Genomic DNA, 18,717 nt, shown 5'->3' on the forward strand with positions numbered 1-18,717 from the left:
CTACTTCTGATTAAACACTTTGTTGTATTTTTCGAAATCGAATTTTGGATGTTTTTTTTCTATAAATTCTTTTAAATATCTATGATCATCCTTTGCTTGATTTCTAGAATATGTTTGAGAATTTTTTCCTGACAACTCACATAGTGTTTTGAATTGTTCAAGATTAAATATATCTAAGTTAAGTTTTAAAATGTTTGAGAATATTTTATCACCATCATTGTAGTCTTTTGCTATGCTATATCTCCAAGCAATAAAATCGGCTATCTCTTTAGAATACCCTTTTGAAATTCCAATTTTGATTAATCTATTATAAGCTGAAATAGGAGCACTAAATGGAAAATTGTTAAATATATCCTTAGGTATTATTTCTCTTAACTCTGTTAGATGTTGTGTGTAATTTTCACTCATAAACCATGCTACAATCTTTGCACCATTATCTTTTTTTATCATATTAGACATGATTAATTTAACATGATCATTAAACTCAGGTAACATGAACTCGTTTTCAGAAAGGAATATTATTAGATATTTTACATTTTTTTCATCATTTTTAATATTATTAAAATATTCTTTCTCTGATTTAATTTTTTCTATACAAATTGGTGTGTTTCTTTTGTATAAGAAATATAGTAGTTTGTAATTAATTTGCCTATTTGATTCAGATCTGTCATCATCCAGACGATAAATAAACTTCCATAAATCCCTAAATATTGTTGCTTCAACCGATTCGTTAAGATTGTTTAAGTATTTTGATTCTATATATCGTTCAATACTTGTTTCATCTATTAAAATATCTTTTTTTTGTTCTATATCTTCTAAAATTGTTGAGAGTATTTTTTTTGATAACACAGGAGGCTTAAGGAAGAGAGACTCAAGCATGTTTCTTATATGGGATGCGACAAGCTCTTTGTTAGGAGTATAAAGTTTATCTTGTTTATCTATAACAGGGTGAGCACATAGATGTCTGTCGTTTTTCAAAGCTTGTATATGAGCATAATCTACGTTATCTAATAAACTAGTTCTGTTTTTTACTTCTTCTATTATTCTTTGTTCCCATTCTGAATTTTTTGGATTAGTCTGTTGAATGGTTTTGATGTTATCAAGAACAGTTTTAGCTGTAGAATCTGCGTAAACTTCTTCAAGTACTTCAAGTTTAATTAATATGTCATGTATCACGACAGAATATAATGTAACTATAGCTGCTCTATAATTTCCATTAAAATAGGAACTAGAAACTTCCTTGAAGTATTCTTTTGTTTTTTTTGAATTAATTTTTGTGGTAGCATTTTCTATGCTATAATCTTTCATTTAATTTGAATTAAATTTAGTTGTTTAAATGAATTAACAAGCTAAAATTATTATCAAACAAATTTAAAGGATAGGAATTTAATACAGATGCGGAAAACCGTAATTAAAGTAAGGTTTTTCCGTAATCTCATTATAATCAGTTACAAATGTGGGGGAGAGTTTCTTATTCTATTAATTAAGTTGCAAAATCCCCCAAATTTCTATGTGAATTTCTTCAATATTTCACTTGATTTAAGGAGAATAATAAACACCTACGATTAATCGTAAATGTTTATTTATATACTTGTAAGTTGAATAGGCTAAATAAAAGATCTCTAAATTTTAACTAATTTAAAAAAATCTTCAAGTTTAAGATTTCTTGCTTCACAAATCTTGAATAAAGTTTTTAAAGGAATTCTATATCCTTCCTCTTGAAGAATCTTTCGTACAGTCTTCTCGTCAATATTATGGTCAAGACCAAAGTTTCTATTAGACTTACTTGGTTTAATCCATTCTTTAGCTATGTAATTGCAGACTTTCTTATTTACATCCATAAGACAAATGAATGTATAGTTGAAAAAAATAATGCGGACGAACAACCGCAAAAAGAAATATTTCTTCTATATTTGAGCGAATTAAAATAAAATCTTATGAAAAAATATTTAGCAAGTATTATGATTGCTTTTCTAGTGTCGTGTGGAACAAGTACAAAAGAAGAAACCCCTAAGGAGAGCTCTGAGAAAGATAACTCAACAGAGAAGGTTATTCAAGCTGAAAAGGAAGAAGAATTAGCAAAGAAAAAACAAGAAGAAAAGAAGTTAGAAAAGCTTCGCTATTACATGAATAACTCTTCTGTAACAGATGAAAATGGAATAAGATATAACTTGTCTATTAAGTCTAATATAGTGTCTAAAAACGCCTTATATACATCTGAAAAGATACATTATGAGTATCGTTATGATAAGTTTGATATAGTTGTTAATTCTTATGAAATAAACACGGTGTTTAAGTTATATGCAAATGGAGAGTTAAAAGATAAAGTAGAATTAAAAGGTTTTCTGTTGGAGTCTAAAAGAAGCGATACAGATGATATTTTTGCATATTGTAATGATAGTTACACATATTACCCAAAGATTGAAAATAAGGATATTAGGAAGCGTAAAGTTTCAAAATTTACAGGGGCTAATTGTGGTTTAGGGAAGGAGATAAATAATAAGGTAATAAACGCTAGAATTAAAGCTGTAAAAGCTTGTAATTTTTAACTCAAATAAATGTGCAAATCCTGGGGATTTTCCCTACTATTAATAGAATAAAAACCTATCCCCAGGATTTGCAGTTAAAATTTTAAGAAAATGACCCAAATTTGGGTCATTTTTCTTTCTAAGGAGTTAAACCTAACTCCTCATATTTTTCAATTCTATAGAGTAATTTTTTTTTCTTGATTTCCTAACTCCCGAAAATAAATTAAAATAATTAGTAAGCAGGTAAGAATTATTAGAATTAAAGCTGTAAAAGCTTGTAATTTTTAACTCAAATAAATGTGCAAATCCTGGGGATTTTCCCTACTATTAATAGAATAAAAACTAATCCCCAGGATTTGCAGTTAAAATTTTAAGAAAATGACCCAAATTTGGGTCATTTTTCTTTCTAAGGAGTTAAACCTAACTCCTCATATTTTTCAATTCTATAAAGTAATTTTTTTTTCTTGATTTTCCCAACTCCCGAAAATAAATTAAAATAATTAATAAGCAGGTAAGAAACACTAGAATTAAAGCTGTAAAAGCTTGTAATTTTTAACTCAAATAAATGTGCAAATCCTGGGGATTTTACCTACTATTAATAGAATAAAAACTAATCCCCAGGATTTGCAGTTAAAATTTTAAGAAAATGACCCAAATTTGGGTCATTTTTCTTTCTAAGGAGTTAAACCTAACTCTTCATATTTTTCAATTCTATAAAGTAATTTTTTTTTCTTGATTTTCCCAACTCCCGAAAATAAATTAAAATAATTAATAAGCAGGTAAGAAACACTAGAATTAAAGTTGTAAAAGCTTGTAATTTTTAACTCAAATAAATGTGCAAATCCTGGCGATTTTACCTACTATTAATAGAATAAAAACCGATCCCCAGGATTTGCAGTTAAAGTTTTGTTAATTTTTCATGCTTTTCATAGGAAGGAATTACGTTCTTTAATTGGTTGAGATAGTAGGGTATTCAGAAATAATTCCATTAAGAATCAACAAGAAAATTTTTATACAGTCATTTCATACAGAAACACGTTTGAGGAAAAGTAAGCCTTAAACATAACATGAACGTAATAATAAACAAAGTCCTAGTTTGTATAAATAAATTTACTTAAAAATAAATTAGTTATTATTTTAATAATTAATCTTTCAATTCCTAATGATTTTAATCATATTTTTAATAAACAAGAAGTTTAAAAAAACATGCAAATCCTGGGGATTTTCCCTACTATTAATAGAATAAAAACTAATCCCCAGGATTTGCACGTTATTTTTACCTACTTTCCTCCGTTTTTCTCTTTTTCAGACTTTATAAACTGAAGTAAATCAGTATATCTTTTACGATTTTCTTCACCTGATTTCATTATAATAGGCTCAAATTCAGGAACTCTATCCAAAAGTTAAAAGGAAGAGTCGAAACAACTACTGAAACAATATAAAGGTGTTTTCTAATTTTTAGAATATAACTCTTTAAATTGTTTAGCATAATCATAGGATGTCTTATCTATGTAACCAAGAAATGTTTTTTCACTTCTATGACCTGTAACGCTCATGATTAAATAGTTTGGTAGCTTTCCGAAGTTGTTCGTACAGAAAGTTCTTCTACAAGTATGAGTCGAAATTAATTTCCATTTCTCATACTTACCAAATTCTTTACGTTTAGTATCTTTATTAAATAGAAACCCTTCGGTTAATTGATTAATTCCAGCAAGTTTACATACTTCTTTCATGTATTGATTAAACTTCTGTTGGCTAATCTTATGAGGAAATCCATTTGATATAATTTCTTTTACTTCTTCAAGTACAGGAATAGTAACTAAATTCCCCGTTTTTTGTTGCTTTAATTCGATAACTTCTAGGTCATTTCTAGTATGAAAATTATCTAAAGTTATGTTGAGTAAATCTCCTGCTCTTTGACCTGTATAACAGCCTAAAAGAAGCCATTTACGGGCGTTTTTAAGGCTTTTTAAAGGAAGTTCTATATCTTTTATAGATTCCAATTCTTCTGGTCTTAAAACGATTATATATTCGTTTTTTGTCTTGTATCCAGAGACTTTAAAGAGCTGTGAATGTGTTTCTAAACCATTAAATTTAGCGTCGTTACAAAGTGTTTTAATTACACTTAACATTCTGCCTGCATAACCAGAAGCATATTTCTTAATATCAATCATCCAATTAACAAAACGGTTGCTAAAATCAAGATTTACATCTTTAATTTTGATAGCTTCTTTTCCTTGAAATTCTACTAAAAACTTTTTTAAGATTTTAAAATCGTCAATTCTTGACTTAGATAAACCAAAAGTTCCTTTAGCATTTTTAATAGTCGATGATTTATTTATGTAGTAATCTACATAATTAACTAAAGTTAAAGGAAGTTTATGTTTTGTGTTAGTAGTTCTATTAAAAAAGTTGTTAATACAGTCTTGCAACCAAAGTTTATTAATGTCAGTAACTTCAAAATCAATATTGAACCTATTATAAACGAATTCTTCAAGATTAATAATAGTTGATTTTACTTTTAAAGATTCCTTACAGTTCGCCTTAGGGATATTTTAATTGCTTGTTTTTAGAATCAAACCAGTAACTTCTTTTCGATTTAAATTCGGTATTAATAAAAATATCGAGTTTATTGTTTTTATCCTTATGAGTAAATCTCATAGTTAATGAACCAAAGTCTTTTATAGACCTAAAAATAAATTTAATTGATGCCATTTTTTGCACACTATTTGCACACTAAAGCATAAAAACAGTTAAAATGTGGTGATTTAAGAATGTTGTGAAATTAAGCCTGTTACAGTCTTAACCCCAATAAGTACGCGGGCGTGGTGGAATTGGTAGACACGCTAGACTTAGGATCTAGTGCCGTGAGGTGTGAGAGTTCGAGTCTCTCCGCCCGTACTAAAAGTCGAAGAGAAGTCTTCGACTTTTTTATTGGTCTCAGTTTATACCACTTGATTAGATTACTTTTAGTTATGTTAAAGGTGTTACCTTTTTTATGACAAAAGTCTATAGAAAAAGGTTATCATCCATATGTTAACTTGTTGTTTAGTTTAAGGAGGAGATAATTCTAGGGCATTTTTAAATAAAAGCTTTTGTGTTATTGAATAGTTATATAAAAGTGTTTACATAATTTTTTCCAAAAAGTAAAAACAAAATACCATTGGTTTTTTCGCCTACTTTTTTGCGGATAATTGAAAAGGCTTTTGTTATTTGTGCTTCAACAGTTTTAATAGATATATTTAAGTATTCTGCAATTTCAATGTTGGTTAAACCATCTTGTTTACTTAATAAAAAAACCTGTTTGCATTTTGGAGGTAAATTTTCTATTTCTCTTTTAACCAGTTTTATTAACTTTTCAATACCAGTTTTATCATCTTCTTCTAAAATAATATCCAAAGCATCAATATGTTTTTTCTCAATTGCCATAGTAGATTTCAACTTGCGATACTGATCAATAAATTCATTGTAAACTAATTTATAGAGAAAACTTTGTATAGCAAACTCGCTTTTAAGTTTGTGTCTTTGTTGCCAAACACGAATAAACACATTTTGCACAATATCTTCGGCAAGATTGTGGTCATGTGATAAGCTAAAGGCATAAACACATAATTTTTGGTTGTATTGTTCAACTAAAAAAGTGTAGGCTTCTGTTTTCCCTATTTTAAGGGCTTTAATTAGTGATGCATTATCTGTTGAAAAATATGGCATTTTATAAAATTTCTTCTGCAAAATAAAAAAAATATTAAGAAAAAGTTAGGGTAAGGTAAAATAGGTTCGTAATACTATAAAATAGTAGAGTTGAATGATTTCTCCAGAAACCGAAAAAATAATAGTAAAATACCTTATCAACCAAGCAAACTCAAGCGAGTTGGATACTCTTTCACTATGGCTTAATAATCCTGATAATATAAAATTGTTTAACGATTATGTAAGAACTAATTATGCTATTAACTATAATATGAAAAAATATAATTCTGCCCAAACTAAGGCAAATTTGTTACGGGTTATTAAAATAGAAAAATCTGCAAATCGTTTGGCTAAGATAAAAATGAACCTTTTAAAATATGCTGCATTAATACTCATATTTTTATCTATAGGATATGGTTATATACAGGGTTATTTTACAAGTGATGACAAACTTATTCTTCCTGAAGAAAGCATAACGCTTCAGCTAAACGATGGTAATATTAAAGTTATAAATGATGATGAGGCAGTTGAAGTTGTTGAGGTTAATGGACGTGTTATAGGTGTTCAATCAGGAAAACAACTAGCATATAATAGCAATGATGAAAACGATACATTGATTTATAATACCCTAGCAGTCCCTTATGGGAAAAGATTTGAAGTGCAATTATCAGACGGAACAATAGTAAGTTTAAACTCAGGATCATCGTTGAAATATCCCGTTAATTTTATAAAAGGAAAAAATAGACATGTATTTTTAAGTGGTGAAGCTTTTTTTAAAGTGGCAAAAGATACTAAGCATCCGTTTATTGTTAGTGCTAATGAAATTGATGTGCGTGTGTTGGGTACTAAATTTAATATATCGTCTTACCCCGAAGATAATAATATAAACACAGTATTGGTTGAAGGTTCAGTAAGTACATATAAAACAGGAGAAACCTATAAACCTGAAAGTGCAACTTTACTAAAGCCAGGTAATAAAGCCGCCTGGAATAAAATAAATAAAACTATACAAGTTACAGAGACAGATGTAGAAACGCATTTAGCTTGGATTAGTGGCAGGCTTATCCTTTATGAAGTTGAGTTTAGTGCCATATTAAAAAAATTAGAGCGACAGTATAATGTAGAATTCATAAATAACAATACCGCCTTGAAAAACAGGTTTTTTACAGCAAAATTTGATGTTGAAGATATTGAACAGGTTATGGAAAGTTTAAGTTACTCTGGGAAATTCACATATAAATTTGATGAAAATAAAATAATAATTAATCCATAAAAACTGAAAATAATATGATAAAAAGCTAACTAAAAATTAAACCTCAGTATAAAAAATAAAACCGGAAAATGCTGCAACATTCTCCGATTAAAAAAGTGATTCAAATGTCTAACACAATTAAATCAAACCAAAAGTATGAAAAAAATCATCATTGGGATAAGTGAAATACGATATCTCCCCAAACTAAGTTTAAAAATGAAGCTCACATATATTTTGTTTTTTTTAACATTGTTTCAGGTTCATGCCAATACATATTCTCAAAATGTAAAAGTTACTTTAGATTGTAAAAAAATGAAGCTTGAAGATGTTTTAACTGAAATTGAACAGAAAACAGGGTTTAAATTTCTTTATGAAAATAATGTGTTCAAAAAACATAAAACTGTAAGTATTTCATCGAACGAAGAAATGCTTTCTAAAGTATTAAAAAAGCTATTTAAAAAAGAAAGGATTGATTTTAAAGTAGCCGATAAACAAATTATTTTGTTTCCCAAGAACAAAAGCTCTTTGTTTATAGAAAAGTTTAAAAATTCTGTTAGTAGGTTATTTCAAGAATACATAACAGGAAAAATAACCAATGCTTATGGTGAGCCATTAATAGGGGCAACTGTTATATTAAAAGGGACAGACATAGGAGCTAGTACAGATTTTGATGGTAACTTCAGAATCGCTTTAGCAGAAGATGCAAAAACATTAACCGTTTCGTTTATAGGTCATGAAACTAAAGATGTCGAAATTGGTAACAGAAAGGTTATTAATATTCAATTACAAGAAGCACTTGAAAGTCTTGAGGAAACAGTCATTGTTGGATATGGTAAAGTTAAACGCCAAAACCTAACAGGTTCAGTAGGTACTGTTGATGTTAAAAGTATAACCAATCAAGCAGCTACAGTTAATTTAGACAATGCACTACAAGGTCAGGTTGCAGGTGTTCACGTAACAAGTTCTTCTGGGCAACCTGGAGCGGCAACTCGAATTAGAATTAGAGGTAATACGTCGTTACTTGGGTCTAATCAACCATTGTATGTTATTGACGGTATTCCAGTGGTACCGAGTAGTAATATACCTAAAGGGGGATCAGAAGGAAATAGGTTAGGTAGTGAGCTCGATAATGAGGGTATCAGTACACCTATTGGTAATATTAACGCATCAGATATAGAGTCTATTAGTGTTTTAAAAGATGCTTCTGCTGCGGCTATTTATGGCTCACGAGCAGCCAATGGTGTAATTATTATAAATACAAAACAGGGTGTTTATTTTGGTAAAACTAAGTTTGAGGCTGATGTTTCTGTAACTACACAAAGTGCAAGGACTTTAGAGGTCTTAAATGCTGCTCAATTTAAACGAGCTTGGACAACAGCTGTTGAAAATGGTACAAGAAATGATGCTTTTACTAGTGCAGTTTTAGATGGCTCTTATTTTGGCAATGCAGATACTAATTGGGAAGAAGAAGTAAGTCCGGGTGCACCAGTTTCTACCAGTTACAACCTAAGGGTACTTGGTGGGTCAGAAAAAACAAGATATTCTACATCTTTAGGAATTAACACACAAGATGGTGTTTATAGAAATACAGGTTTTGACAGGTACTCTTTTACATTAAATTTAGATACAAAAATTACAGATAAATGGAAGTTTGGAACCAAAGTAAACCTGTCTTCTACAGAACAAGATGCTGCAGATGGAGGGCTTACTCAACTTACTTATGATTTTAGACCAGATCTTCCTGTATTTGATAAAGAAGGAAACTACTCTTTCTCAACTCAATATAGTATGGAGAATCCAGTAGCACGCTCTAAAGTAACTAATAATAATAAAACATTCTTATTATTAGGTTCTTTATACACTCAATTAGAGCTGACTGAAGGGTTAGATTTTAAGACTTTTTTTTCGGTAAACTACAATTCAGGCAACCAACAAAGCTTCTATCCGCTTTTTACATTTATAGGTGGTTGGGATAGAAATCAAGGTAACGGTAATGGCTATGCCCAAGAAAGTAGGAGTAGAAGTGTAAATACTATGTTGCAAGGAACATTAACTTATGATAGGTTATTTGGAAAACATAATATTAATGCAGTTTTAGGAGTGTCTTTTGAAAAAAATAAACGTTCAAACATAAAAGGTTGGGGAGAAGGATTCTTCAATGAAGTTTTAACCAATATTTCAAACGCTACTGTTTTTACAGATGCCTCTTCTTATGAATCTGGTTCTGGATTATCTTCTTATTTTGGAAGAGTAAATTATGATTTTGATAATAAATATTTACTAACCTTATCTGGGCGTATAGATGGGTCATCAAAGTTTGCACCAGATAATCAATATGCTTTCTTCCCTGCAGCAGCCGTTGCTTGGAGAATCTCAAATGAAGACTTTTTAAGTAATGCCTCATTTATTGATGAATTAAAGTTAAGAGCAAGTTTTGGAACAACAGGACAGCAAGATTTTGGAGATTATGCATGGCGAACACTTTTTGAAGCTGAAAATTATGGGTCAGATCCCTCGGTAATAATTACTCAATTAGGTAATGCTAACTTAAAATGGGAAACAACAGAACAATTAGATTTTGGTTTAGACTTTTCTTTTTTTAAAGGGAGGCTAAATGGAGGAATAGGATATTATTCCAAAGAAACAAAAGACGCCCTTTTTACAGCTATTACACCTGGAAGTACCGGGTACAGAACTATTATTGGTAATTTAGGAGATACCAAAAACACAGGGGTAGAATTAGAATTAAAAGGAGATGTGTTCAAAACTGATGATTTTACTTGGAATTTGTCTTTAAACGTGAGTAAAAACGAAAATAAACTAACCAGAATTTCTGATGATTTTAAAGATGAAAATGGTTTTTTAACAGGTTTTCCTGGTGGTGGAAGGCTAAAAGAGGGAAGTCCAATTGGTTTAATTTATGGTTATGTATCTGAAGGACTTTTTCAAGATCAACAGGTTATTGATGATTTGAATGCGGCATCACCAACAGGGACTTATCAAAATAGTCAAACATCACCTGGAGATATAAGATTTAAGGATTTAACAGGACCTGATGGAACTCCTGATGGTAGAATTACTACTTTAGATCAGGAAGTTATTGGAGATACTCAACCCAATTTCTTCGGAGGTTTCAATAATACATTTTATTACAAAGGATTTTCTTTATCTACATTATTTACGTTTTCTGTAGGGAACGATATAGAAGCATTTAGCTTAGCGAGAGGGACAAATTTTGCAAGTACTTTTATAGGAGAGAATAAAGATACCAGTATTTTAAATGCATGGACACCAGATAACACAGATACAAACATTCCGAGGCTGGTATATTTTGACCCAAACAATAATGACAGAACATCATCGCACTACGTTTATGACGCTTCATATTTAAGATTAAAAACATTAAACTTTAGTTATACGTTTCCTAAAGAAACCTTAAATCAACTTAAGTTTTTCGATCATATTTCTGTTTTTATCACAGCTCAAAACTTATTTACAGTAACAAGTTATCCAGGTGCAGATCCTGAGGCTTCTAATTTGTATAATAATGATATTAGTGCAGGAAGAGATATTAATCGTTTTCCTATTGCAAAAGTATTTACTACAGGTGTAAGAATAGGGTTTTAAAGAATTATAATTATGAGAAAAATAACAGCTTATATAGTTACATTATTTATAATGTATTCTTGTGAATTAGTAGATGTATTAGAAAATGATCCGCCAAATAATTTAGTTGCAGAGAATGTAGTGAAAAGTGAAGCAGATGCCAGAGCATTATTAAATGGAGCCTACACTACAATCACATCAAGAGTTAACGATAAATATTATATGTTTTCAGAACTCATACCAAGTGCTATGATAGGTACAATGAATCAATCTGGTTTTGGGGCAGCTCATGGGGAATTTGCAAACAATAATGTACAGTTTGATAATATTTATATTAGAGACTTTTGGATGATGTTTTATAAGGTTATGGATGTAGCCAATAATACTATTTTGCAAACCACAGAGCTTTCAGGTGGCTTGATTTCAGAAACATCTAGAGAAGAGATTATTGGAGAGGCTCTTTTTTTAAGAGCGATGACAACCTTTGATGCTTTAAGGTATTTCGGTCAATTTTTTGATGATAATAGTAATTTAGGAATTATATTACGTACAGAACCATCTAACTTTGTTACTAGAGATAAGTCCAGAAGTACAGTAGCTGAATGCTATACTCAAATTTTAGCAGATTTAGATGCAGCAATTGCCGATGCACCAAACTATTCGGTAAGTTATTACGCATCAAAAACTGCAGCTAAAGCCTTAAAAGCAAAAGTATTGTTGTATCAAGGAAAATATTTAGAAGCTGCTACTTTAGCAGATGAGGTTATTAATGATGGTACTACTGGTTTAGAGCCAGATTTTGAAAGTGTTTTTAGTAAAGGTTTAAATTCATCTGAAATGATTTTTATGACTTATAGAGATGAAAACTCAGACACAGAGGATAATAATCGAAAACGCTTTTACCCAGGTAGAACGTCAAACAACACATGGTTTGCTACTTTAATGGATACAGATCCAAGACAACCATTTACCTACGATGGCACCACTGTTTTAAAAACTAATAATGCAGATGTTTTTAGGCCAACTTACTTTTTACGTTTAGCTGAAATGTACTTAATAAAAGCTGAAGGGTTAGCATTTAGTGGAGCTACATTACAAGATGCAAGTGCGCCATTAAATATAATAAGGAATCGTGCGGGGATTGGTGATACACCAGCTACAACTTTAGATGAGCTGAAAGATGATATTTTTAATGAAATAACCAGAGAGCTTGCCTTTGAAAATGGTGCTGAATGGTTTGCTGCTATTCGTTTTGATAAAGCAATGACCTTAAAAGCTTCCATCACAAGTTCTAACCAATACATTTTACCAATTCCTGAAGAAGAAATTAATGGTAATGGGGCGCTTACTCTTGCAGATCAGAACCCTGGCTATGAAGGTATTTAAAAAATGAATTATTGAGTTAGTTATTTTTTAGTAGTGCCTTAAGATTTCCCCTAAGGCTTAGGGCGCTATTTTAAATTTTGTATGATATACAAAATATTAACAGAGATCTCAATAGCTCTCCAGATTTGAATTCTAAAAGATTTTTTATGAGTCAAGGGATAGAAATCTAAGCTTCAAACTTGCTTGGCTTATAATAATACTCATGATTTCTTTAATAGGTTATGTGTTTTACTTTCAACTAAAAAATAATATTACCAGAACTAAAATACAAGATAAGGATAGCTATTCTTTTTCAAAGAAATAAAGCTAAACATAAATATAAATATAAAAAATGAAAAAAATAACGATAATATTTACGGCAATCATACTGTTTTTCAGTTTTAACAGCGTTGCACAAATTAAAAATTTAAACAAAGAGATTCCTATAGATCCGACAATTAAAATAGGAAAGTTAGACAATGGTTTAACCTATTATATAAAGCATAATGCTAAACCAAAAAACAAGGCAGAATTGCGTTTGGTGCTAAAGGCGGGTTCTATTTTAGAAGACGAGGATCAGCTTGGGCTTGCTCACTTCGTAGAACATATGGCATTTAACGGTACCAAGAGTTTTGAAAAGAACAAACTGATTGATTATTTACAAAGTTTGGGTGTTGAGTTTGGGGCAGATTTGAATGCTCACACTGGTTTTGATGAAACCGTTTATAAACTATCAGTGCCGACAGATGAGGAAATCTTTAATACCAGTTTAAAGGTGTTACGCGATTGGGCAGACGGTATTACTTTTGAAGATGAAGAGATTGATAACGAAAGAGGCATCATTGCAGAAGAACTTAGAGCTAGAAATGGAGCAAGGGCACGTATGTATTACAAGTCTATTCCACTTATTACTAATAATTCTAGATATGCAGAACGATTGCCTATTGGTAAGTTGGACGTTATTATGAATTCCGAGTACGATGCCATGAAACGTTTTTATAGAGATTGGTACCGTCCAGATTTAATGGCACTGGTATTGGTTGGTGATTTTGATGTGCTTGAAACTGAAGAAAAAGTAAAAGAACTGTTTAGTAGTATGGAGCCTGTAAAAAAACCTAAAAAAAGAGTATACTATAAAATACCAGAAAATAAAGCACCCGTAGTTGCTGTAGTTAGAGATAAAGAGGCTACAGGTGTAGAAGCTTCTATATATATTAAAAAAGAAGAAACTGAAGTACAAACCTTAAAGGATTACCGACAAGAGGTTTTAAAACGTTTGTATACGGGGATGTTGCGTCAGAGGTTAAATGAAATCAGTTTACAACCTAATGCACCTTTTCTAGGAACTTCTGCTGGTATAGGGAACTTTTTAGGTAACATGGATAGTTATTTTTTAAGAGCGAAGCTTAAAGAAGAAAGAATTGAAGAAGGTATTGAAGCGTTGTTTACAGAAAGCGAACGCGCAAAAAAACATGGTTTTACCACGTCTGAACTAGAACGATACAAAGCCTTTTTATTGAATAACGCAGACTTGCGTCAAAAAGAAACAGGAAAAATACCTACAAAGTATTATACTGAGCAATACATTGATAATTTTACCGATAATAAGCCTATTCCAAGTGATACTTTTGTGTATCAATTTTATAAGGAAGTATTTCCAACCATTACTGTTAATGAGGTTAATAAAGTTAGTAATCAATGGGTAAGGAAAGATAATATGGCAGTTGTTTTAAATGCTGTTGAAAAAGAAGGTTTAAAACTGCCAACTGAAAAAAAGATTAAGAAAACTCTTAAAAATGTAAGGAAAAAGAGAGTAGAAGCTTATAAAGATAAACTGCTCGATACTCAATTAATGTCCAATACACCTAAACCTGGAAGAGTTGTAAGCGAAGTGTATAATGATAAAGTAGGTGTTACTACTTGGAAATTTGCAAATGGTATTACTGTTATAGCGAAACCGACAAAGTTTCAAAACGATTTAATTTCCATGAATGGATTTAGACCTGGAGGAAGTTCGGTAGCTCCGAATTCTCTTTATGTTTCTGCTAGAAACGCAGGTGTTATTATTGGTTCTAGTGGGGTTAATGGTATTTCTGAGATCGATTTGAAAAAGCTAAACATGGGGAGAACATTAAAGGTAACACCGCGTATTAATTTTTATGATGATTTGTTCTCTGGTAGTAGCTCTTCTAAAGATTTAGAAAGAATGCTACAGATGGTCCATTTGCATTTTACTAAGCCGAATAAAGATGAGGCTGTTTTTAATGCAAATAAGGAACATTTAAAAAACTTATTCAAAAACCAAGATAAAAGTCCGGGAAATGTTTTTGAAAAAAAGATTAGCGAGTTTATGACCAATAGTCATCCTAGAGCCATTCCGTTAACCGAAAAGCAAATTGAAAACGAATTAAACCTTGATGATACTTATAATTTTTATAAAGAACGTTTTGCTTCTGCCAACGGATTTACTTTTGTTTTTGTAGGTAGTTTTGAATTAGAAAAACTAAGAACTTATGTAACACAATACTTAGGAAGTCTTCCATCAAATTTAAATAAAAAAACTACTTGGAAGGATATTGGATTAAGATATTCAGAAGGGGTAATTAAAGAGACAATTGTAAAAGGTGTTGACGATAAAAGTCAGGTAGATATGCGCTTTACGGGTCCCCTCAATTTTTCTTTAGAAAAAAAGAAGGAAATAAGCTTATTAGGTAAACTCTTAAAAATTAAACTGACCGAAGAACTGCGTGAAAAAATGGCTGGCGTTTATGGTGTAAGGGTTTCAGGATTTGCTTCAGATAAGCCCTACGATTGGTATAGAATGAATGTAAGGTTTACTTGTGATCCAGATAACGTTGAAAAGTTAATTGCAAAGGTTCTTGAAGAAATTGAAAAAATCAAGATTGAAGGAGCTACTAAAGAAGATATCAATAAAATTAAAGAAGCAGAACTAGCTAATACAAAAGAATACTTAGAGATAAATAGTTACTGGATATATAAACTGAGAGAAATGCATGAGTATGGCTTAAAACAAGAATCTATTTTAGATTACGAAACAAATATTAATAAAATTGACTCTAAAATGTTTCTTGATGCAGCCAACAGGTATTTCAATAAGAAAAATTATGCAGAGTTTATTTTAATACCAGAAAGTTCTAAAAAGTAATAAACTTTGTTCTAAAATATAAAGTTTTAAGATTAAAAAAGGCTTGTAAGCTTAAAAGTTCACAAGCCTTTTTGTTTTTTATAAGTACAAATTGTTTAAGAAACTCTAATAGTTGTAGCTTCTAATGTGGTTTTTAGTGCTTTCAATTATTGATTTGATATAGTATATTTTAATTATAGCTAAATAATTAAATTAACCCCTAGATAAATAGCATGTTTTGTTAGGATGACACAAAGCTATTTTAGAATAATTTACTGAATTATTTTTTTTCTATATAAAAATAAGACCTTCTGTTTTGTTGATGTTCTTGTTCGGTACACTTTTTTTGATTTAGATCATTGCACTTGTTTAATAACTGTTCTTCTCCGTAACCAACAGCACTTTTAATCCTTTTTGGAGAAATGCCTCTTGATAATATATAGTCTCTTGTAGATTTGGCTCTTTTGTCTGATAATAATTTGTTATATGTTCGCGATCCTCTACTATCGGTATGAGACTCAATTCTTAAACTTATATCAGGGTTGTCTTTTAAGACAGAAACGATATGTTCTAACTCGTATTCGGCGTCTTCACGAATATTATATAAATCAAAATCAAAGTAAATAGGGTTTATAATGATTTGATCATCTTTTATTAAAGATTCAAGTTGGATGTTCTCAGTAATTAATCTTTTGTTAATGTTAAGTGTTTTTGTGTTTTTTTGAGAGTTTCTATAATCTTTTTTTGAAGCAACGACTACAAAATTCTTTTCACAATCTATTTTTTCAAATAAATAACTACCATCTTTATTAGTTGTTTTAGTAAAAATGGGTTCTCCTTGTTTGTTTATAAGCTGAACGGTAGCATTGGGAATAGGGTTTCCTGTTTTTGAGTCTGAAATAACTCCTTTAATGTTTTCTTTACAATCGTATATTTTAAAACTATAAATATCATCATCTCCTTTACCTTCTTTTCTGTTGGAAGAAAAGTAACCTTGAGTATGCTTGTCGTTAATAATGAAAGCAAAATCATCAAAAGGACCATTAACAGGACTTCCTAAATTTACTGGTTTTGTATAAGAGTTACTAGTGATTTTTGCCTCAAAAACATCTAAACCTCCTAAGCCAATATGTCCATCAGAAGAAAAATATAAAACATTATCATTCCCTATAAAAGGAAACATTTCTTTGCTTTCTGTATTAATAGTTTTGCCCAGATTTTCAGGTTTTCCATAGATATCGTTTTCTAAAATTGCTATTTTATAAATGTCGGTATCTCCGTAGCCATTTGGCATATCAGAAACAAAATAAAGTGTTTTTTCGTCAGGACTAAGGGCAGGATGTCCGCAAGAAAAACTATTACTATTAAAAGGTAGTTCTTTTATATCTCCCCAAAAGTTTCCTTTTTTAGTAGCTTTATAAATTTTAAGGTGAGAAATATTATTTTTATCTCCTATTAATCGCTTGCCATCAAAGTTATCTCTGGTGAAGTAAGCTGTTTTTCCATCTTTAGAAACAACAATATTTGATTCGTGATATTTAGAGCTTAATTCTTCAAGAATGATAGGTTTACCCACATCCAAAACTTTAATAGAATCGTTATTTTGTTTTGCTTTATAAATGTTTAAATATGGTTGCTTATTCCATCGATAGAGTTTTTTACCTTTTTCTGTTTTGGGTTGGGTAGAAGAAAAATATAAATGATTATCATAAATGTATCCACCAAAGTCTGAATAAGAAGTGTTGCTAGATAGGTTGTGGATGTTTATATATGTCTTTTCTCGATTAGAGTATTCAACAAAATAATTAGTGTTTTCTTCTAAAGCCTTCACACGACTATCGTTTTTGTTTAATTTTAATAGCCACTTGTCAGATTCTTTTATTTTACCATTAGTTTTTAAAACTTGGGCATATCTAAATATATGTTTAGGTTTAGCGGAATTTTCGTATAGTTTCATTAACTCTTGATAGTTTTTTTCTGCCATAACATATTTAAAATTAAAGTAGTAAGAATCTCCTAATCTACTTAATACAGTATAAGAATTATCTCCTTTGTTGTATATGGATTGATATAATTCAGCAGATTTTTTATAAGAAAACTCTTCAAAATATCTATTAGCAGCATACTTTCGTTGGCTGTTAATGGTTATTGGTATAAATACTATTATAAGTAAAAAATGTATTGCTTTTTTCATTTTATTTATAATTTAAAAGAATCTAGGAGACTTCATTGCTAGCTCTTTGAATATTTCCCATTTAATCATTAATTCATAGGTTCCAGAATTGTAGTTGCTGTAATTAGAGGTAGTGAGGTCGTAGGCTAACCCTATGTGTAAATTTCTAGAAGCTTGAAGTCCTATCAAAGCACTAATAGAATCATCCCACCTCCAAGCTATACCTGCTGTAAATTTTTCATTGAAAAGGAAATTAGCTGATACATCTAGGGATAAAGGTGCACCATTTACAACTTTTGTTAAAAATGCGGGCTTAAACTTAATACTTTCGTTTAAATCAAATACATATCCACCAATTAAAAACAAGTGTATTCGTTCTTTTGCGACATCACCTCCATTATTAGAGTCATCATAATGATCTGTGTTAATAAAATTAGGAATAGCTGCTCCCAAATACCAGTTAGAAGTATAGTAATAAATACCAGCTCCAATAGTTGGTAAAAATCTATTAATGTTTCCAGTTAGACTTTTATCGTCTCGATCCTTAACAATACCTTTGTTCCAATCAACATTTAAATGTCTTGCTCCAAGTTTCAACCCAAAAGCTAAATTTCCCTCATCACTGGTACGAACTGTATAAGAAGCATTGATATCCAGAAAAATCTCATTGGCGGGGCCTATTCTATCGTTAGTAAGGTTAATACCTAACCCAACGCCGCTAAAACCTAGAGGAGTATCGAAACTTAGCGTTTGAGTGTCAGGAGCACCTTCAATACCAACCCATTGAGTTCTTGCAAGAGCATTTATTATAGTGTGTCCGCTTGATCCAGCATATGCAGGGTTCACACTCATAGTGTTATACATATATTGAGTATATTGAGGGTCTTGTTGAGCATTTACATTTATTAATATTTGTATTAAGAATATTAATGTGTATAGGTGTTTTAATTTCATATTA

The 18,717-nt window shown here is 30.5% G+C and carries 12 protein-coding genes and 1 tRNA gene; 7 read left to right on the top strand and 6 right to left on the bottom strand.

Going from position 1 to position 18,717, the window contains the following annotated elements:
• Together AC3VJB_RS14430 and AC3VJB_RS14435 are read right to left on the bottom strand one after the other, a co-directional pair.
• Positions 1-1,308, bottom strand: coding sequence for a hypothetical protein (locus AC3VJB_RS14430; protein ID WP_253055379.1), 1,308 nt, complete (start codon positions 1,306-1,308; stop codon positions 1-3).
• Between the two features lie 314 nt (positions 1,309-1,622).
• The gene (locus AC3VJB_RS14435; protein ID WP_253055378.1) at positions 1,623-1,841 is read right to left on the bottom strand and encodes a helix-turn-helix domain-containing protein; all 219 of its coding nucleotides are present in this window, start codon (positions 1,839-1,841) and stop codon (positions 1,623-1,625) included.
• 96 nt (positions 1,842-1,937) lie between these two features.
• On the opposite strand from AC3VJB_RS14435, the gene AC3VJB_RS14440 reads away from it, so the two are divergent.
• Complete coding sequence (locus AC3VJB_RS14440; protein ID WP_253055377.1) at positions 1,938-2,549, top strand: hypothetical protein; 612 nt, start codon at positions 1,938-1,940, stop codon at positions 2,547-2,549.
• 1,430 nt (positions 2,550-3,979) lie between these two features.
• Here AC3VJB_RS14440 and AC3VJB_RS14445 read toward each other — a convergent pair.
• Positions 3,980-4,960, bottom strand: a complete 981-nt coding sequence (locus tag AC3VJB_RS14445; protein ID WP_253055376.1) for a tyrosine-type recombinase/integrase — start codon at positions 4,958-4,960, stop codon at positions 3,980-3,982.
• 387 nt (positions 4,961-5,347) lie between these two features.
• Between AC3VJB_RS14445 and AC3VJB_RS14450 the strand changes: the two genes are divergently transcribed.
• Positions 5,348-5,429 (top strand) — tRNA-Leu (locus tag AC3VJB_RS14450).
• 210 nt (positions 5,430-5,639) lie between these two features.
• Here AC3VJB_RS14450 and AC3VJB_RS14455 read toward each other — a convergent pair.
• Positions 5,640-6,239, bottom strand: a complete 600-nt coding sequence (locus tag AC3VJB_RS14455) for an RNA polymerase sigma factor (protein ID WP_047790277.1) — start codon at positions 6,237-6,239, stop codon at positions 5,640-5,642.
• A 94-nt stretch (positions 6,240-6,333) separates the two neighbouring features.
• Between AC3VJB_RS14455 and AC3VJB_RS14460 the strand changes: the two genes are divergently transcribed.
• From AC3VJB_RS14460 to AC3VJB_RS14480, 5 genes are all read left to right on the top strand, one after another.
• The gene (locus AC3VJB_RS14460; protein ID WP_497667283.1) at positions 6,334-7,491 is read left to right on the top strand and encodes a FecR family protein; all 1,158 of its coding nucleotides are present in this window, start codon (positions 6,334-6,336) and stop codon (positions 7,489-7,491) included.
• A 195-nt stretch (positions 7,492-7,686) separates the two neighbouring features.
• Positions 7,687-11,097: a SusC/RagA family TonB-linked outer membrane protein gene (locus tag AC3VJB_RS14465; protein ID WP_497667284.1), complete on the top strand. Its 3,411-nt coding sequence runs from the start codon at positions 7,687-7,689 to the stop codon at positions 11,095-11,097.
• A gap of 12 nt (positions 11,098-11,109) precedes the next feature.
• Positions 11,110-12,462: a RagB/SusD family nutrient uptake outer membrane protein gene (locus AC3VJB_RS14470; protein WP_159489059.1), complete on the top strand. Its 1,353-nt coding sequence runs from the start codon at positions 11,110-11,112 to the stop codon at positions 12,460-12,462.
• A gap of 139 nt (positions 12,463-12,601) precedes the next feature.
• The gene (locus AC3VJB_RS14475; RefSeq protein WP_083574794.1) at positions 12,602-12,766 is read left to right on the top strand and encodes a PLDc N-terminal domain-containing protein; all 165 of its coding nucleotides are present in this window, start codon (positions 12,602-12,604) and stop codon (positions 12,764-12,766) included.
• A gap of 27 nt (positions 12,767-12,793) precedes the next feature.
• Complete coding sequence (locus AC3VJB_RS14480; RefSeq protein WP_497667285.1) at positions 12,794-15,607, top strand: M16 family metallopeptidase; 2,814 nt, start codon at positions 12,794-12,796, stop codon at positions 15,605-15,607.
• A gap of 259 nt (positions 15,608-15,866) precedes the next feature.
• Here the strand turns inward: AC3VJB_RS14480 and AC3VJB_RS14485 are convergent, their stop codons facing one another.
• Together AC3VJB_RS14485 and AC3VJB_RS14490 are read right to left on the bottom strand one after the other, a co-directional pair.
• Entirely contained in the window at positions 15,867-17,780 is a 1,914-nt protein-coding gene (locus tag AC3VJB_RS14485; protein ID WP_253678959.1) for an OmpA family protein, read from the bottom strand.
• A gap of 12 nt (positions 17,781-17,792) precedes the next feature.
• On the bottom strand, positions 17,793-18,713 hold the full coding sequence (locus AC3VJB_RS14490; protein ID WP_073182617.1) for a PorP/SprF family type IX secretion system membrane protein: 921 nt from the start codon (positions 18,711-18,713) through the stop codon (positions 17,793-17,795).
• Between the last annotated feature and the right edge of the window lie 4 nt (positions 18,714-18,717).

It is taken from the genome of Tenacibaculum sp. TB-53 (assembly GCF_059716285.2).